The organism is Neobacillus camarae, assembly GCF_054950115.1.
On the sequence record NZ_JBUCKX010000002.1, the window covers coordinates 910,278 to 926,064 of the forward strand.

Genomic DNA, 15,787 nt, shown 5'->3' on the forward strand with positions numbered 1-15,787 from the left:
TTATTGTTTTTCTCCGGTCTTTCTTCTTCTGAAAACCATGGAGAAAAGGCTGGCTATAAGGGCTGCGATACCATAGTCGACAATTTTCTTTACAGGATAACCCTCTCCGGTTTTTGGCAGGGTAGTAGTTCCCGTTTGAACAACCGTTTGAGTGTTACTGTCACTGGTCACGCTGGCCTTTGCAACTGTTACATTTACGATAACTTTCGTTTCTCCTCCGTTGTGATCAACGACAGAAATGATAAAGGAATCGTCGCCAGAGTACTGAGTGTCAGGCGTATAAGTCCATGTTCCGTAAGGATTAATGGTCGCTGTGCCATGTCCTGGCTGAGTTGCAACGGTATAGGTTAAGGAATCGCCATTTGCATCGGTAGCCTGAATGCTTCCGGCAACGGCCGTACCGGCCTGAGTCGAGGCGTTCACCGACCCGTTATTGGCAACGATTGGTGCTTGGTTGACCTTTATCAGGATTGTTAAGGAAGTCGTCCCTCCATCGCCGTCGGAAACTGAAATGCTGAACGAATCCGTTCCGGTATATCCTTGAGCAGGAGTATAAATCCAGGACCCATCCGGATTTACTGTTGACTCTCCGTGTGCGGCTTGAGTTGAAACTGCATAGGTGATGATGTCGCCATTTGCATCAGTGGCTTTTACATTTCCGGAAACAGGCGTGTTGACTTGAGTCGAAACATTTACATCTCCGTTATTGCTGATGATTGGCGCTTGGTTAACTTTTATTTGTACTGTAAAAGGTGTATCTCCTCCGTCACCGTCAGAAATGGTCATGGTGAATGAGTCGCCTCCGGCATAGCCTTGGTCAGGAGTATATGTCCATGTGCCATCATTATTAACTGATGCAGATCCATGGGCAGCCTGGGTAGAAATTGTATAGCTTAAAGCATCCCCGTTCGCATCAGAAGCAATGATTTTATCGGAAACAGGCGTATCAACAGGAGTCGATACACTGACCAATCCATTGTTGCTAACAACTGGAGCTTGATTCACCTTAATGTTCACTGCATAGAAAGTATTGCCGCCGTCATTATCCGAAACCGTAACAATGAACGAGTCGTTTCCGATATATCCCTGGTTAGGAATATACGACCAAGATCCATTTTGGTTAACAGTGGCTGATCCGTGTTCCGTGCGAGTTGAAACAGTATAAGCCAAAGCATCTCCATTATCATCGGTCGCTTGAACACTTCCGGAAATAGGAGTATTTACTTTAGTTACTATATTTACTAAACCATTGTCTCCAACAACCGGAGCTTTGTTGATCTTTACTTGAACTGTAAAGGAAGTAAATCCGCCATCACCGTCGGAAACCGTGATAATGAATGAGTCGGTTCCGTAATAGTTTGTGTAAGGCATATATGTCCAGTTACCATTGATATCAACCACGGCAAAACCGTGAGCACCTTGGGTAGTAACCGTATAGGTTAAAGTATCCCCGTTCGCATCGTTGGCGCCGACGCTGCCAAAAACAGGCGTATTAACCTGTGTTGAGACACTAGACGGCACGTTATTACCAACAGAAGGAGCTTGGTTGACTTTGACATGAACTGTAAAGAAAGTAACTCCGTTATCGCCATCAGAAACTGAAATGATGAATGAATCGCTTCCGACATATCCTTGGCGAGGGGTATATGTCCATGTCCCATCCGACCCGACAGATGCCGTCCCATTAGCGGCTTGGGTTGCAACGGAATAGGTTAAAGTGTCCCCATTGGCATCGCTGGCACCCACGTTACCAGAAACAGCAGTATTGATTTGAGTCGAAACACTAGTCGCACCATTGTTGCTGAAAACCGGAGCTTGGTTGACTTTGACTTGGACCGTAAAGGAAGTAACTCCGTTATCGCCATCAGAAACTGAAAGGATGAATGAATCGGTTCCGACATATCCTTGGCTAGGGGTATATGTCCAAGTACCATCCGACCCGACAGATGCCGAACCGTGAGCAGCTTGAGTAGTAACTGAATAGGTTAAAGCGTCCCCATTGGCATCACTGGCACCCACGTTACCGGAAACAGCAGTATTGACTTGAGTTGAAACACTAGTTGACCCATTGTTGCCCACAACCGGAGCTTGGTTGACTTTGACTTGGACCGTAAAGGAAGTAACTCCGTTATCGCCATCAGAAACTGAAATGATGAATGAATCGGTTCCGACATATCCTTGGCTAGGGGTATATGTCCAAGTACCATCCGTACCGACAGATGCCGAACCGTGAGCAGCTTGAGTAGAAACTGAATAGGCTAAAGCGTCCCCATTGGCATCACTGGCGCCCACGTTTCCGGAAACAGCAGTATTGATTTTTGTCGAAACACTAGTCGATCCATTGCTTCCAACAGCTGGAGCTTGGTTGACTTTGACATGAACCGTAAAGTACGTAACCCCGTTATCGCCATCAGAAACTGAAATGGAGAACGAATCGGTTCCGACATACCCTTGGTTAGGAGTATATGTCCAAGTACCATCCGGACCGACAGATGCCGCTCCATTAACAGCTTGAGTAGTAACTGAATAGGTTAAAGCGTCCCCATTGGCATCACTGGCACCCACGTTACCGGAAACAGCAGTATTGACTTGAGTTGAAACACTAGTTGACCCATTGTTGCCCACAACCGGAGCTTGGTTGACTTTGACTTGGACCGTAAAGGAAGTAACTCCGTTATCGCCATCAGAAACTGAAATGATGAATGAATCGGTTCCGACATATCCTTGGCTAGGGGTATATGTCCAAGTACCATCCGTACCGACAGATGCCGAACCGTGAGCAGCTTGAGTAGAAACTGAATAGGCTAAAGCGTCCCCATTGGCATCGCTGGCACCCACGTTACCAGAAACAGCAGTATTGATTTGGGTTGAAACACTAGTCAATCCATTGCTTCCAACAGCTGGAGCTTGGTTGACTTTGACATGAACCGTAAAGTACGTAACCCCGTTATCGCCATCAGAAACTGAAATGGAGAACGAATCGGTTCCGACATACCCTTGGTTAGGAGTATATGTCCAAGTCCCATCCGGACCGACAGATGCCGCTCCATTAACAGCTTGAGTAGAAACTGAATAGGCTAAAGCGTCCCCATTGGCATCGCTGGCACCCACGTTACCAGAAACAGCAGTATTGATTTGGGTTGAAACACTAGTCAATCCATTGCTTCCAACAGCTGGAGCTTGGTTGACTTTGACATGAACCGTAAAGTACGTAACCCCGTTATCGCCATCAGAAACTGAAATGGAGAACGAATCGGTTCCGACATACCCTTGGTTAGGAGTATATGTCCAAGTCCCATCCGGACCGACAGATGCCGCTCCATTAACAGCTTGAGTAGAAACTGAATAGGCTAAAGCGTCCCCATTGGCATCGCTGGCACCCACGTTACCAGAAACAGCAGTATTGATTTGGGTTGAAACACTAGTCAATCCATTGCTTCCAACAGCTGGAGCTTGGTTGACTTTGACATGAACCGTAAAGTACGTAACTCCGTTATCGCCATCAGAAACTGAAATGACAAACGAATCCGTACCGACATACCCTTGGTTAGGAGTATATGTCCAAGTCCCATCCGGACCGACAGATGCCGCTCCATTAACAGCTTGAGTAGAAACTGAATAGGCTAAAGCGTCCCCATTGGCATCGCTGGCACCCACGTTACCAGAAACAGCAGTATTGATTTGGGTTGAAACACTAGTCAATCCATTGCTTCCAACAGCTGGAGCTTGGTTGACTTTGACATGAACCGTAAAGTACGTAACTCCGTTATCGCCATCAGAAACTGAAATGACAAACGAATCCGTACCGACATACCCTTGGTTAGGAGTATATGTCCAAGTCCCATCCGGACCGACAGATGCCGCTCCATTAACAGCTTGAGTAGAAACTGGATAGGCTAAAGCGTCCCCATTGGCATCGCTGGCACCCACGTTACCAGAAACAGCAGTATTGATTTGCGTCGAAACACTAGTCGCTCCATTGTTGCCCACAACCGGAGCTTGGTTGACTTTGACATGAACCGTAAAGTACGTAACCCCGTTATTGCCATCAGAAACTGAAATGATAAACGTATCCGTACCGACATATCCTTGGTTAGGAGTATATGTCCAAGTCCCATCCGACCCGACAGATGCCGCCCCATTAGCTGCTTGAGTAGAAACGGAATAGGTTAAAGCATCCCCGTTCGTATCAGTGGCTGTGATTTTATTGGATACTGGCGTATCCACAGGTGTAGAGACGCTCGACGGCACGTTACTGCCGACAACCGGAGCTTGGTTGACCTTCACTTGAACCGTATAAGAAGCAACTCCGCCATTACCATCGGAAACTGAAATGATAAATGAATCAGTCCCTGCATACCCTTGATTAGGAGTATACGTCCAAGTTCCATCCGCACTGACAGATGCCAAACCATGTGCAGCTTTAGTAGAGATCGAATAGGTCAATGCATCCCCGTTCGCATCACTAGCACCGACATTATCGGAAACAGCCATATTGACAGGAGTCGAAACACTGGCCGAGCCATTGTTTCCCACAGCAGGCGCCTTATTTACCTTCACGTTAACATTTACAGTGGCAGTTCCGTTATTCCCATCCGACACAGTAACTGTAAAACTATCAAGGCCATAGAACCCTTGCCTTGGTATGTAGGTCCAAGAACCATCATTCGCTACACTGGCTGTTCCACCTGACGCTTGTTTTGTAACCCGATACACCAATGAATCATTATCGGGATCAGCAGCCGATATCATTCCATTCGCCTGAGCGTTTTCCTGAGTCAAAACCGACTTTTCGACCGTTGGTTGGCCATTAACTGTAGGCGGTTGGTTCACATCCTGGACTTGGACGCCAACAATTACAGAAGCCGAACCCCCAAATCCGTCAGAGACAGTTATGGTAAAGCTATCATCACCATGAAAATTAGGGGTTGGTGTATATGTCCAAAAACCCTTACTATCAATAGCCGCCGTTCCATTCTGTGCTTGCGTGGATATGGCATAGGTTAAAGTATCGCCGTCTAAGTCGCTTGCAGATAGGGTGTCTGTTTTTGATTGATCTTCCAACAAAACAATTGGGCTTTCAAAGGTGCTGTTTATTACAGGAGCATTATTTTTAAAACGAATTCTGGGGCCCCATGCTTCTTCCAGGGTAGTAGGGTTTCCATTCATTCGGTCCTTATTGTAGTTGCTTGATTGTGCAGAAGTAGAGTAAAACATTTGTATAGGTGTACTTAAACCTATTGAGGTAAGTTTAGTAAACTCTGATAGAGGCATCTTCCAATCAATATAGTAATCTGGATTATTGCTAAAGGAACTTTCTGCCGTACTAATGGAGGCATACTCCGAAACAGGACCGGACCAGAGCAGCCTTTCCGCTTGGTCATTCATGGAATTCAATTCTTTTGTATCATTTCTCCAGAGCTCTACCTTTTCACCATTTCCGTTGATGGAAACCATGTATTCCCAATCGCGGTCCTCGGTATCGGAGTTAAATAATACGGTCCACGCGTATTGACCAAACATCGATTTACCGTTTCCGTGCGGGTCGCCATTTACCCTCATTCGAAAGTAGACATAATCATTATCTACAAAATAGTAGACGGAAGGACTCGAGACGTCCCCGACAATATCCGTGCTTGAAGGGCTTTGGTCCTCTGGGTCATTGGTCGCCAGGACTGAATAAGGCATCCAATTGATGGTTGCTGCCTGTGCGGTTTGAATAGGTAACTGCGATAAAACAAGTGACCCAGCCAATATGTACTGCATTTTTTTACCTTTCATAGGCTCTCCTCTTTCTAAAGGCGATTTAGTATTTATCTAACTAGTTTCATAGGTTGAAAGTTGATATTTGAGTAAAAAGTCCCGCGAACTATGACAAATATCATAGCATATAGTTCATAATATTTACAAATTATTTAATGTTATTACATAATTATACAATATTTGTAAGATTTATAGTGAAAAAGGATGATTTTTGACAAGGGAGGCAACGTTGGTTCTAGTGCGTTTCTGGGAGGGGGTGTGTTCGTTGATAGAGAGTATAAGAACATTGGAATTCAATAATCCTAATCATTTAATCGCATTGGTAAAAAAGAAAAAGCCACCCTGAAGGAGTGGCATGCTGTTCTATTCATTCTTGCTTGGACGATGGAGTGCCCACACCATTAATCCAATCATAATCATGATTCCACCGGTCAAACAAACTCCTGGCCATTTCCACAATCCCCAAGCATAACCACTGAGAGAAGAACCGAGTGATCCTCCGAGAAAGTAACTGACCATATATACCGTGTTTAAACGGCTCCTTGCCTCGGGAATCAGGCTGTAGATTCTGGTTTGGTTGGAGACCTGAGCCCCTTGGACGCCCAAATCAAGCAGAATCACTCCGGCCACCAATCCCCAAATATAGGCTCCCAAGAACCCGAAAAACAGATAGGATACCAACGTAATCCCAATTAACAAGCCGACGATTTGCTTGATGTTAAAGCGGTCGGACAAACGCCCGACAATCGGCGAACCGGCTGCTCCAACTACCCCGACTAAGCCGAAAAGACCGGCGACTTCAGCTCCGTAATGGTAAGGCGCCCCTTCGAGAAGAAACGAGAGGGAGGTCCAAAAGATACTAAACGCGCTAAACATCATGGCACCAATCATCGAGGCTTCCCTTAAAACCGGCTGGGTCGCAATCAACTGACCCATCGACTTAAAAAGTTGAGGGTATGATAACTTGGTTTCGGGATGACTTTTTGGAAGAAATGTCCGCAAGATGACGGCTAAGGCTAACATCATGAGGGCAGCAATCCAGTACATCGCCCTCCAGCCAAGAATTCCGCCAATAACTCCTGAAAACGTTCTTGCCAAAAGAATGCCGACGAATAAACCGCTCATGACGATACCGATGACTTTCCCTTGTTCCTTATACCCAGCCAGTTGGGCAGCAAGAGGAATAATCACTTGTGGGACAACGGTGGTGATACCTACAGCTAAACTGGCAGCAAACATCCAGGGCAGATTTTGTGCGGTAGCCACACCAATCAGGGAGGCGGTGACAGCGAGCAATAAAAGCACAATCAAACGACGGCGTTCCGTCATGTCACCCATCGGGACAAATAAAAACATCCCAACCGCATACCCGATTTGCGTCACCATCCCGATATTGCCGACCTCATTGGCCGAAGCATGAAACGTCCGCGCCATCTCAGCCAAGAGCGGCTGATTATAATAAAGATTGGCCACCGCCGCCCCGCATGCAAGAGCCATTAATAAAATCATCTTTTTAGACAAGCTTTGATGTTCCGCAGCTGCCGTTTCAGTGTTTGCACTCATTCCATCAAAAACCCCTTTGGCTGAATTCAGATTGATGATTATACAATAATTGAAGCACGGTAAATGGTCTTATGCACAACCAAGGAGCATAAAGAAGGCCGCCAGAATTACCAAATGGATCAAAACATGCCTAATCCATCCTTGTCAATAAAAGCATGCCGCTTTCGATGGAGAGCTGAAAGGCTGAGTAACTTTTATCGTTTGATACCAGACCAATAAACTCTTGAAGTTCTGTATGATGTGAGAGAATGTTATCGACGATGATTAGTCCGTTCTGTTTTAAAACGGTGCGCAGGACAGACCACCATTCCACATACTCTTTTCGGTCTGAATCCAAGAAAATCAGGTCCACCGAACGGGGCTGAAGCTGCTTTATGTATCGGCCGGCGTCTTGAACGACCAGGTTAATTGATTCCTGCATTTCGGCCTGTTCAAAATTGATTTTGGCAAGGTTAGCTTTGGCGGCGGAGTATTCAATGGTAGTGACCAGTCCTTGATTTTTGGCCGCACTGTCAGCCAGCCAAAGGGTGGAATAGCCATTCGATGTGCCAATCTCGAGGATTTGTTTGGCTTGGGTAACAGTAGCCATGAAAGACAACAATTGCCCTGTTTTTGGGGTTACATTCCGCATCCGTTTCGACTTCTCTGTCAACCCTTTATCATTCTCCAACCCGAACCTCTCGAGTTCTTCCAGCAAGGCCTTTAATTTTTGGTCCCTATACTTACACCTTCCCGATCTTTTCAGATATTAATTCAACTCCAGTTGTGCCTTTAATTCATTTTGCACCCTTTGTTTTTCTTCCGCGGACACGAGCCCGTAGTAAATATCGTTGATAGTTGTTCCTTGTTCTTTGATTTCCAGCTGTTCAATGCTGCTGCCGGCATCCTTGTAGTTCATTTGGATATCGACCAGCTGGTCAAACGTAAGGTTTGTTTTTACGTTTTTTCCAAGCGCTGTGAAGATATCGGAAAAATTAGTTAAGGATGACATACTCATGCCCTCATGGATAATGGCTTGAATGATTTGGCGCTGCCGGGCTTGGCGGCCAAAATCACCCCTAGGGTCATCGTATCTCATTCTTGAATAGCTCAGGGCTTCGTCTCCATTTAAAGTTATTTCCCCTTTGGCGAAATGGATGTTATCATTGGTAAAATCTAAGTCATTTTGGACCTTAACACCGCCCACTGCGTCGACAATGTCTTGAAATCCTTCCATATTAATTTGGATGAAATAATCAATTGGGATATTCAGAAAGTTCTCCACCGTATCCATAGCCATAGGCACACCGCCAAAGGCATAGGCGTGGTTAATCTTATCTTCCTTTCCTTTCCCGATAATCTCGGTTCTTGTATCACGGGGGATGCTCAGCATTTTAACCGATTTGTTATTAGGATTAACGGTCAATACAATAATGGTGTCGGAACGGCCTTTGTCTCCTTCGCGCTCATCCACCCCAAGCATGAGGACGGAAAACGGGTCTTTTTTTTCAAAAACAACTGGTTCCTCGCGTTTCTCCGATTGTTTCCGTTCAATAGGCTGATGCATGGTGACGACTGCGGTCTTTAATGAATGGTAAACGGTGTAGGCATAGGCTCCGCCGCCAATCACGAATACTAACAGAATGATTCCAACGACTTTTGGCCACACTCTTCTTTTATTCTTATCTTGCATGAAAATTCCTCCAATAAATGGAATTTTTGTACACTCATAGAATAACAGATAAATATGAAAAAAGAACTAAATATATACAAGGGACTGAAAAAGTCCGTCAAATATAGGTTGTGTATATTAATGGGGCTGTTGATTTCCGCTCCAGGCGGCTACGCTTTCCGCGGGCGTGCCGGGGAGCCTCCTCGGCGCTGTAGCGCCTGCGGGGTCTCCCCTGCCCCGTACTCCCGCAGGAGTCTTCGCCGCCTTCCGCTCCAATCAACAGTGTGTTTTTAATTATGTAAAACTTAAAAAAGGTATAATTCCTCATTATTAAGGGGATTATAGCTTTTTTGTTTTATAATTATCGAATCAATTTCAATTGGGTGAGAACTATGATAGCCGGATGTTTTTAGGGATTTTGTTGTAAGAAAAAGGAAAATGCCTCGTTCTCACCGAATACAATTTAATAGGTTGTAGGAGAGGAGATTGTGTATGTCTAATATTCTAGTTGAAAGCGCTTACGGTAAGTTGCAGGGAGAATCGCTGGATGGGGTTTGTGTGTGGAAAGGGATTCCTTATGCAAAACCACCGGTTGGACCGCTTCGGTTTCGTGCCCCGGAACGCCCTGATTCTTGGGAAGGTGTCCGTGATGCCACCGCCTTCTCACCTGTTGCCCCACAGCTGCAAAGAGAAATCATGAATTTTTTTGGCAATGATATCTCAAACATGAGTGAGGATTGCCTTTATTTAAATGTGTGGTCACCGGGGGCGGACGATAAGAAACGCCCGGTCATGGTTTGGATTCACGGCGGGGCGTATCTCTCGGGATCAGGGTCAAGCAGCTGGTATGACGGCGCTTCGTTCGCGACTCAAGGGGATGTGGTGGTCGTCACGATCAATTACCGGCTGGGGGTCCTCGGATTTTTACATCTTGCCGAAATAGGCGGGGAGGAGTATGCAGTTTCAGGGAATTGCGGCATTCTGGACCAAGTTGCGGCCTTGCAGTGGGTCCAAGAAAATATTGCCGCATTTGGCGGGGATCCAAACAATGTGACCATATTCGGGGAATCCGCCGGAGCGATGAGCGTTGGGGTATTGCTGGGATTCCCATCGGCGCAAGGTCTTTTCCAAAAAGCGATCCTCCAAAGCGGTGCCGCCGCGAATGTCCATCCTGCAGGGAAAGCCACTAAATTTGCCCAGCAGATTTTGGATGCTTTGCAAATAAACCCTGCCGAGCTTGCCAAATTGGAGGAAATGCCGGTTGAACAGCTCTTGCAAGCTGCCGATGTCGTGCCTTCGATGAGCCTGGCCCCGGTGATCGATGGTGTATCGCTTCCGAAACACCCGGAAGAGGCGATTGCAGAGGGTTCAGCCAAGGATGTTTCTATTTTAATTGGCACCAACAAAGATGAATTCAACATTTTCAGTGTGTTTGATCCGGAATGGAAGAACGCGGATGAGATGAAGGCCACAGAGTTGTTTGAAAATACATTCGGTCCGCTGCTGCCGATTGTTTCCAAACAATTCGCCGGAGGTGCTCCGCTCAATCAGGAGCTTTTTAATAAACTGGTCACGATTAGCATCTTTACATACCCTGCACAAAGACTTTCGGAGCTGCAGGGTAATCAAGGTGCACCTGTTTACATGTACCGGTTTGACTGGGAAACCCCTGTTTTTGCTGGGGCACTCAAGGCCACGCATGCGTTGGAAATTCCCTTTGTCTTCAACACGTTAAACATGCCAAAAACGGAGAACTTCACAGGTTCTTCCCCGGAACGCCAGATTGTGGCCAAACAAATGCACCAAGCATGGATCAACTTTGCCCACAGCGGAAATCCCAACACGGAGGCCTTGCCTGAATGGCCAACTTATGAAACAAACAACCGGTCAACCATGATTTTCAACCTGGAAAGCAAAGTCGTCGATGATCCAAACCAAGAAGACCGTATTAAATGGGAACAAATCAGTTTGGCACTTAAAGCGTGAACGTGAGGTTGTGAGCCGCGGGGGACGTTTCAAACAGGAACGTCCCTCGTTTTCATCCTATCCAATTGTGGTTGTTTGGATCATCCAAGTCGAAATGTTTCGGGATGGAGCCGTCCGTTATTTCTCCTTTAAGGTTGAGATAGTAGTGACGGATCGGTTTTAATTGGTCGTCCAATTCATAGACAAGCGGGATACTGTTGGGAATATTGAGGCTGACGACGCCATCGTCGGGAATTTGGTCGAGATATTTCACCAGCGCCCGCAATGTGTTTCCGTGGGCCGAAATAATGACACAATGATTCTGCTCGAGGTCCTGGATGACTTTGTCCCGCCAATAAACCAAGACTCGTTCTTCGGTGTCGAGTAAGCTTTCGGTTAACGGAACTTGTTTGGCATTAAGACCGGCATATTTAGGGTCGTTCAGGTCCTTTAGATGGGCCTCCCGTGATACAGCGGGAGGCCGGACATTGGCGGAGCGGCGCCATTCACTGACTTGCTCTGCCCCGTACCTCTCTGTCACTTCCTCTTTGTCCATGCCCTGCAACGCTCCGTAATGCCGCTCGTTCAATCTCCACGACTTAGAAACCGGAATCCATGTCAAATCCATCTCATGGAGGAGAATCCACAAGGTCCGGATGGCCCGTTTCAGAACCGATGTATGGGCCGCATCGAAGACAAACCCATGTTTTTTTTAAATTGCTCCCGCTTCCCGCGCCCCATTATAGCCCTCATCTGTAAGGTCGATATCCAGCCAACCGGTAAACCGGTTCTCCAGATTATATTCGCTTTGCCCATGCCTGATAAAAACGAGCTGCTTCAAATCCAACACCTGCAATAAAGTTTTTTTTAGCATTCCCTTACATAGGAGATTAAGCCGTCTTGAGAAGGGAAGGCAAGCTGTTTTTTAGCTTAGTCATAAGGACATTGGGAGATGGGGAAATGTGACTTTTCTTCACTATGGACTATGACTTTTTCTTATTATATTAGGTTACAGACGAAAAAAGGGGAGGATTAACATGGAATTCAGAGGTAAAGTGGCAGTCATTACGGGCGGTACTTCCGGTATTGGATTTGCTGTTGCCAAGAAGTTGGCTGAGATGGGGGCAAAGGTGGTAATCGTTGGGAGAAATGAAGCAAAAGGTCTAAAGGCACTAGCTCGGTTAAAACAAATACATGAAGATATCCAATTGATCTCTTGTGATGTGACCGACGGAGAGCAGGTCAAACGCATGATGGAAAGGACCGTACATGATTTTGGAAGGCTGGACTTCGCCTTTAACAATGCAGCCAATGATGAAGTCACATTTGCGTATACGGCAGATTTTTCTGAACAGGATTACGACCATTTAATGGACAGTACTCTCAAAAGTGTTTGGTTGTGCATGAAGTATGAGCTGCAAGTCATGTCTGAACAAAGGAACGGGGTCATTGTGAATACCTCGTCTGTGGATGCGTTGTTATGCTCGGCTGGGACAGCTGTTTATTCCGCCGGAAAGAGCGGGGTGATTGCGTTAACTAAATCCATTGCCCAAGAATACGGTCCGCTGGGGATACGCGTGAATGCCTTAAGTCCTGGAGCGATTCGGACTCCGTTATTGGAGAAAAAATTCCTGGGGGTACCGGAGGACGAGGCTATTCGAAGCGAGCAGCGGTATAAAGAACTGAATGCGTTAGGAAGGATCGGTACAGCAGATGAAGCGGCATCGGTTGTGGTGTGGTTGTTTTCAAACCAATCCTCCTATGTGACCGGACAGAACATTGTCGCGGATGGCGGAATTAGTTTGGTCTGAGAAGGAACAAATCAAAGGTCTCCGAAACACCCGTCCCTGCATTTTAATTAGCCGAATGAACAGAATAACCTAAGTAAGCGGATAGTTTGAAGCTATCCGCTTACTTAGGTGTAAAAGTGGAATATCCTTCCGTTTTGGGTGAGGATAGGTTAGCTAGAAGAAAGGAAGGGATGTTGATGCCGTCGTTAATGGAGCCATTTGAATGCAAAGGCCTTCAATTGAAAAACCGGATTGTCATGCCGCCGATGTGCCAATATTCGGTTGAAGCGAAGGATGGAAAGCCGAATGATTGGCATTTTACCCACTATACTAGCAGGGCAGTAGGCGGAGCCGGTTTAATCATTATGGAAATGACCGATGTGGAACCGGATGGCAGAATTACCGACTATGATCTTGGGATATGGTCTGATGAACATATTCCATCTTTTAAGAGGATTATCGAGGCATGCCAAAGCTATGGAGCCAAAGTGGGCATCCAGATTGCCCATGCCGGCCGAAAAGCGGAGGATGCCGCTCAGCCTGTATCTTCGTCTGCCATCCAGTTTTCGGAACAATACAAGCAGCCGAGGGAATTGACCACGGAAGAAGTGCAAGCGATGGTTGGCAAGTTTGAAGCGGCGTTCGGACGGGCGGTCAAAGCCGGGGTTGATACGATTGAAATCCATGGGGCCCATGGTTACTTGATTCATCAATTCCAGTCCCCCTTAACCAATCAACGGACAGATCCTTACGGCGAGGATAAAGCCCGCTTTGGGATGGAAGTCATCCAGGCAGCACGGCATGTCATGCCGGATTGGATGCCTTTGATTATGAGGATTTCTGCAACGGAATATACAGAAGGCGGGTACGGCATTGATTATGCGATTGATTTGGCTAAACGTTACCAGGAAGCTGGGGTGGATATTTTCCATGTGTCATCCGGCGGCGAAGGGACGACAGGTCCGGCTGCGGCGGGTCCTGGCTATCAGCTGGATTTGGCTCAATCCATAAAACGGGCGTTGGATATCCCTGTGATTGCTGTTGGCCGGATGGAAGATCCGAAACTGGCGGATGAGGCAATTCGCGATGGTAAAGCGGACTTGGCAGCGGTCGGCCGCGGCATGCTGCGCAGTCCATACTGGGCCAGTGAGGCATCCATTGCGTTAGGCGGAAAACCTCTGACAACAAGACAGGTAGCCGCCGCTTATAGCATCCGGTAAATGGTACTACTAGAAAGAGACAACTACTGGCATAAAAAACAAGGCAACGGTGTAGGACCGTTGCCTTTATTTTTATTCAAACGAAACCTTGACAGTATAGCCCATGTTTTTGAAAAAGTCTTTTAGTGCAAGGCGGGCATTGGTTTCCGCCGTCTTTAACAATCCGAATTGAACGGCTTCTTTTTCGGCTTTTTGTTTCGCGAGATCAGCCAGTTCAAAGGCTTCTTCCCAGTTCGCCTCACTGCGGAAGATCCCTTCAACAGAGTAGGTTTGGATGTGTTTGAAATCGATGGAGGGGTCTTGGACAAAAACCGCATGCGGTAACTTAATCGTAATAGTTTTCGTTTTGTCATCCAAAGTGATGTCCTTTTGGGTAAGGTGCTCCAAGTCGACACCTGCGGTTACATCTGTAGGAATGACCATGAATAAGGTTCGTTTTGATCCGGGAAAATTAAACGAGATGGTTTTACCGAACAATTCATTATCTTCTTTTGGAATGATCGTCTTGATATGTTCTTTTGCTGTCGCCAATGTCGACAGCTTTTGGATGCTTTCCACGGCTGCCCCGCTTTTCAACGCTCCCGCTTTCTGTGAGTGGAACTGCCAAGCGAACATGGCAGCCACTGCGAGGATGGCACCAAGAATAATCCCCGTCATCCAAGGGCGCAATGAAAACAATCGGTTTCTGTGCTTACTGGCAAAACGGGGCTGTACTGCTACAGTAGAAGCCGTTTCCTTTTCTGTCTGCTTCAACTGGGCAGCAAGATAGTCTAGTTCCGCTTTCGATAAATTTCCCTCTTTTTCCACAACATTTCCCCCTAATAAAAGTGTGTTCTATGAGTATTATACTAGAATTCTACAAAATTCGGGAAGTACGGTGATGGTCCTTGTGCTACATTTATCATGAAATCCAGGGTTTTTTTGTTAAAATGGTGATAGTTGGATATTGTTATAAACGAGGTGAAGATGCGTGATGGTTCAAAGTGAATATCAGATTAATAGATTGGATGAAGAGGATGTGCCGGGGCTAGTCAGGCTCACAACTTCTGTTGGCTGGGAGTATGATGAGCGCGAATTTTCCACGATGCTTTCCGCCGGAACCTTTTATGGCCATAAAAATGAAACCAGCGAATTGATTTCGAGTGCTGCGATTTTTCCTTATGGAGAGGAATTGGCCTCTATCGGGATGGTGATCGTGAAAAATATCGAGGTAAAAAATTGGCCCAAGAGGTGGTTCAGCAATGTATCGATTCGGTATCAAAGGATACGACGATTATGCTGATTGCTACCGATATGGGGAAACCTGTATACGAAAAGCTTGGATTTCATACGGTGACTACCGTACATAAATGTTTAGCTGAGCGTTTTAACTCTCCGGCAGGGTATCAAAGTGTATATGAAATCAGACCGTTGACAGATGCCGACTTCGATGCGGTTCGGGAGTTGGACCGGGCTGCCATCGGGGCAGATCGGGTAACGTTTCTGCGTGCACGAATCCAGCAAGCGAAGCTGGGGATTGTCGCCCGAAATCAGTTGGGAGAGAGGATAGGGTTTGGATTGAGTATCTTAGGGCCAGCCCATTTAGTCTTGGGCCCGATTGTGGCACCAAACCATGAAATAGCAAGCGCCATTATTGCTCATCTTGCTTCGGGACACCAAGGAAGTATTCGACTCGATGTCCCGAACGGACAAGAAGCCCTGCTGCCCTATTTACTACAATCTGGATTTAAAATTTTGGACCAGTCGCCTGTCATGATTCGCAATACGTCCCACCTGCCGGCCAGAAACCAAACCCTTTTTGGCTTTGCGTCTTTGGCGTTTGGGTAGAGGGGCCT

The 15,787-nt window shown here is 46.6% G+C and carries 10 protein-coding genes and 1 pseudogene; 5 read left to right on the forward strand and 6 right to left on the reverse strand.

The features are described 5' to 3' along the window. The 4 genes from ACY8D0_RS12060 to tagU form a co-directional block, all read right to left on the reverse strand. The gene (locus tag ACY8D0_RS12060; RefSeq protein ID WP_462410750.1) at nt 1–5,781 is read right to left on the reverse strand and encodes a beta strand repeat-containing protein; all 5,781 of its coding nucleotides are present in this window, start codon (nt 5,779–5,781) and stop codon (nt 1–3) included. Between the two features lie 345 nt (nt 5,782–6,126). Continuing rightward, nucleotides 6,127–7,326 (reverse strand): MFS transporter, encoded by a 1,200-nt coding sequence (locus ACY8D0_RS12065; protein WP_462410751.1) that lies wholly within the window; start codon nt 7,324–7,326, stop codon nt 6,127–6,129. A 130-nt stretch (nt 7,327–7,456) separates the two neighbouring features. Further along, nucleotides 7,457–7,996 (reverse strand): O-methyltransferase, encoded by a 540-nt coding sequence (locus ACY8D0_RS12070; protein WP_462410752.1) that lies wholly within the window; start codon nt 7,994–7,996, stop codon nt 7,457–7,459. A gap of 78 nt (nt 7,997–8,074) precedes the next feature. Next, a complete protein-coding gene (gene tagU / locus ACY8D0_RS12075) occupies nt 8,075–8,998 on the reverse strand; it encodes a polyisoprenyl-teichoic acid--peptidoglycan teichoic acid transferase TagU (protein ID WP_462410753.1) in 924 nt (307 codons plus the stop codon). 471 nt (nt 8,999–9,469) lie between these two features. Here tagU and ACY8D0_RS12080 point away from each other — a divergent pair, with 471 nt between their 5' ends. Further along, nucleotides 9,470–10,963 (forward strand): carboxylesterase/lipase family protein, encoded by a 1,494-nt coding sequence (locus ACY8D0_RS12080; RefSeq protein WP_462410754.1) that lies wholly within the window; start codon nt 9,470–9,472, stop codon nt 10,961–10,963. 52 nt (nt 10,964–11,015) lie between these two features. On the opposite strand, the pseudogene gpmA reads toward ACY8D0_RS12080, so the two are convergent. After that, a pseudogene (gene gpmA, locus ACY8D0_RS12085) lies at nt 11,016–11,783 on the reverse strand (2,3-diphosphoglycerate-dependent phosphoglycerate mutase). 196 nt (nt 11,784–11,979) lie between these two features. Here gpmA and ACY8D0_RS12090 point away from each other — a divergent pair. Both ACY8D0_RS12090 and ACY8D0_RS12095 read left to right on the forward strand, forming a co-directional pair. Beyond that, a complete protein-coding gene (locus ACY8D0_RS12090; RefSeq protein WP_462410755.1) occupies nt 11,980–12,753 on the forward strand; it encodes an SDR family NAD(P)-dependent oxidoreductase in 774 nt (257 codons plus the stop codon). 176 nt (nt 12,754–12,929) lie between these two features. Continuing rightward, nucleotides 12,930–13,952 (forward strand): NADH:flavin oxidoreductase/NADH oxidase, encoded by a 1,023-nt coding sequence (locus tag ACY8D0_RS12095; protein ID WP_462410756.1) that lies wholly within the window; start codon nt 12,930–12,932, stop codon nt 13,950–13,952. 72 nt (nt 13,953–14,024) lie between these two features. Here ACY8D0_RS12095 and ACY8D0_RS12100 read toward each other — a convergent pair whose 3' ends face one another. Then, nucleotides 14,025–14,759, reverse strand: coding sequence for a DUF4230 domain-containing protein (locus ACY8D0_RS12100; RefSeq protein ID WP_462410757.1), 735 nt, complete (start codon nt 14,757–14,759; stop codon nt 14,025–14,027). A 166-nt stretch (nt 14,760–14,925) separates the two neighbouring features. Between ACY8D0_RS12100 and ACY8D0_RS12105 the strand changes: the two genes are divergently transcribed. Continuing rightward, on the forward strand, nt 14,926–15,234 hold the full coding sequence (locus tag ACY8D0_RS12105) for a hypothetical protein (RefSeq protein ID WP_462410758.1): 309 nt from the start codon (nt 14,926–14,928) through the stop codon (nt 15,232–15,234). Next, nucleotides 15,171–15,779, forward strand: a complete 609-nt coding sequence (locus ACY8D0_RS12110) for a GNAT family N-acetyltransferase (protein WP_462410759.1) — start codon at nt 15,171–15,173, stop codon at nt 15,777–15,779. Before ACY8D0_RS12105 ends, ACY8D0_RS12110 begins: the two co-directional genes overlap by 64 nt. Nucleotides 15,780–15,787 lie beyond the last annotated feature (8 nt).

Excerpts from the sequence above, each read along its gene's own strand:
- ACY8D0_RS12060 (WP_462410750.1), bottom strand. The coding sequence starts at position 5,781 with ATGAAAGGTAAAAAAATGCAGTACATATTGGCTGGGTCACTTGTTTTA.
- ACY8D0_RS12065 (WP_462410751.1), bottom strand. The coding sequence starts at position 7,326 with ATGAGTGCAAACACTGAAACGGCAGCTGCGGAACATCAAAGCTTGTCT.
- tagU (WP_462410753.1), bottom strand. The coding sequence starts at position 8,998 with ATGCAAGATAAGAATAAAAGAAGAGTGTGGCCAAAAGTCGTTGGAATC.
- ACY8D0_RS12080 (WP_462410754.1), top strand. The coding sequence starts at position 9,470 with ATGTCTAATATTCTAGTTGAAAGCGCTTACGGTAAGTTGCAGGGAGAA.
- ACY8D0_RS12090 (WP_462410755.1), top strand. The coding sequence starts at position 11,980 with ATGGAATTCAGAGGTAAAGTGGCAGTCATTACGGGCGGTACTTCCGGT.
- ACY8D0_RS12095 (WP_462410756.1), top strand. The coding sequence starts at position 12,930 with ATGCCGTCGTTAATGGAGCCATTTGAATGCAAAGGCCTTCAATTGAAA.
- ACY8D0_RS12105 (WP_462410758.1), top strand. The coding sequence starts at position 14,926 with ATGGTTCAAAGTGAATATCAGATTAATAGATTGGATGAAGAGGATGTG.